Source organism: Pedobacter sp. 01T416_2, assembly GCF_056398925.1.
Window position 1 is genome coordinate 1 of the sequence record NZ_JBFTQI010000819.1, and the last position, 2,497, is coordinate 2,497.

The 2,497-nt window shown below is 43.7% G+C and carries 3 protein-coding genes; 2 read left to right on the plus strand and 1 reads right to left on the minus strand.

Translation table 11 applies throughout. From position 1 onward, the window contains the following. The first annotated feature begins 104 nt into the window (after positions 1-104). On the plus strand, positions 105-884 hold the full coding sequence (locus tag AC1DPQ_RS24510; RefSeq protein ID WP_477584088.1) for a type 1 glutamine amidotransferase domain-containing protein: 780 nt from the start codon (positions 105-107) through the stop codon (positions 882-884). Between the two features lie 11 nt (positions 885-895). Continuing rightward, positions 896-1,120: a hypothetical protein gene (locus AC1DPQ_RS24515; protein ID WP_477584090.1), complete on the plus strand. Its 225-nt coding sequence runs from the start codon at positions 896-898 to the stop codon at positions 1,118-1,120. Between the two features lie 745 nt (positions 1,121-1,865). Here the strand turns inward: AC1DPQ_RS24515 and AC1DPQ_RS24520 are convergent. Then, the coding region (locus AC1DPQ_RS24520) for a helix-turn-helix transcriptional regulator (protein WP_477611161.1) at positions 1,866-2,497 on the minus strand (632 nt) is incomplete at its 5' end.

The window sequence follows — 2,497 nt, forward strand, 5'->3', positions numbered from 1 at the left end:
CGGAAACAGCACGAGCGGAAATACCAATTGGAACAAACACCAACAAATTGACGAGGAAGGCAATGAAGTTGGTCCAGATGATATCAAATAAAAAATAAAACGATATGAAAAAGATTCTAATGGTATTGACCTCCCACAGTTCGATGGAAAATACAGAAAGCAAAACCGGCGTGTGGCTGGGTGAATTCACTGATCCCTATTACGAATTCATTGACGCAGGTTATACAGTTACCCTGGCAAGCCCTAAAGGCGGCAGGCCGCCGGTTGACCCGATGAGCGAATTGACCGAACACCTTACCGGCTCCAACCGCAGATTTCAGGATGATGAGCAGGCAAAGGCTGACTTTAGCCAGACCACTGTTCTGGATCAGATCAGGCATACTGACTTCGATGCCTTATTTTATCCCGGTGGACATGGACCGCTATGGGATCTGGCGGTAGATAATAACAGCGGCCTTCTGATACTGGATTTCCTCGATGCAGGAAAACCTGTTGCAGCAGTTTGCCATGGTCCTGCAGCACTCATCAGCGCGGAAAGACAAAGACCGGGCCTACTAAAAGGAAAGGTTCTCTCCGCTTTCAGCAATACGGAAGAAACATTGGTAGGTCGTAGCGGAAATGTCCCTTATGAGCTTCAAACACGTTTGAAAGAACTTGGAGCTGAAGTGAAAACAGCCTTACTGCCCTTCCTTTCCCACGTAGAAACAGACGGATTGTTTATTACAGGGCAAAATCCACTTTCTGCAGGCCCCACTGCAAAAGCCCTCATTGAATTGTTAGCATCTGAGCCAATGCAGAACAACAGCCCTGACGATGAGGGACATCAATGGCAGGAAAGAGCGGAAAAATACCTGGATGAAAAACCCGGTGATCTCAAACCTTAATCACAAATCATATGACACAGGAGAACAAACAGATCAACCCAGGCGAAGATGAAAACGGCAAGAACATGGGTTTACCCGAAAAAGACGAAACAGCCACCGGTATAAAGCAAAGCACATCGCTACCTTCTGATGGTCCGGTTGGCCAAAATGAAGGTTCTGAGGCTGCAGACCTTACGGCTACCCTCGAAAAGGACGATCCTAAAGACATCCGCGAAGATGCGGAGACGGGAAGTTAACAAATGAATCAAAACATGTCAGCTCTCATGATGTGTTCAGGTTATTTCTCGGTGCCTGCAGGTCAGCGGAGTGCTGTCAACTTCGCCATCTATGGAATGCTCGAGAATAAAAAGCAATGCCGGGCAGCATTTATGGCGCTAAAATATCTGTATCCCAAAGCTGTCTTTCCTAATGTATATTTTGTAATCGGAAGATTTAATTCCGGAGGACATTCCAATCCTAAAGGATTAATCATCGGATGCCAAAACATAAACCAATTTGGTCTGCAAAAGGAAATAAAAACTGCTATAAACTGACTTTTTTGGTAGAAATGTCAGATTAAAGAAATATTGATCATCTGCCTTTCAATAAGCAACTACTTGGTTTGATTTTTGAACCAGGTACACAAATTACTTTAAGTGCCGATATGAAAAAATTTCTTCCATTTTTGTTCGCCAGTGCTGTTTCTGTCATAGCGATACTGTCATCATTTACCCTTGCGGACCCTGAGTTAGGGATCTCTACAGCCTTAGTGAGTTGGATGGCCTGCCTATGGATCATTTCGGGTGACCGCAAAAACCGCAGATGCCTTTCCTAAAGGATATTTTGTGGGACATTATTCCATTTAGATTTCAATATATTCTGTATTCTTATGATTTGGGGTATCATCAAGTTCTAATATATAGAGGTATTGGACAGAATACAACAGTATATATTTCCAGTCCCGCATTTCAAGTTCAACTGTGGAAGCCTTTCACAGCGATCTTATTTCAATAAACCCGTCGCCTCGGCAATTCTACATGCTTCGATCGCATTTGTTGCATTCAACTTTTGAAAAATATTCTGCCGGTGCCTGTTTACCGTATTAATGCTGATCGCTAATTTTTTCGATATTTCCCTACTCTTGAGTCCATAGCCGATCATTTGTAATATTTCTTTTTCCCTTTCCGATAAAATATTCAAGAATTTTTCCCGGTTTAGGTCGATCACAGCCCCGCTCTGACTGTTGATAATCATTGCGTCAGGGCATCCCAGATCCGGGTGGTCGAAAATCCTATGGTACAGACAGAGCGCTAAGCTGATACTACCTTCGGCAGTACTGCTGATGTAGATCAACCGGTGCCTCAATGATACAATATTTCCATTCGCCCTGACCAGCCGAAGCCTGGTTACAGCTTCGAAATCTGTACGTTCTTCTGGAGAAATCGCATTAAGTAACTGAAAAAACTGCAGTTCGAGCCGGATTTTTTTTTCCATGTCCTCCGGATTGATCAGCTGCAATAAATTATCTTCCCAGATCGAATCCACCTCGGGATCTGTTTTTTCCAGGCCCAATTGTGCCGCAATCGCTCCGTAATAAATATAGCTTTTACGTTTTTTCAGATCACTGAGCACGC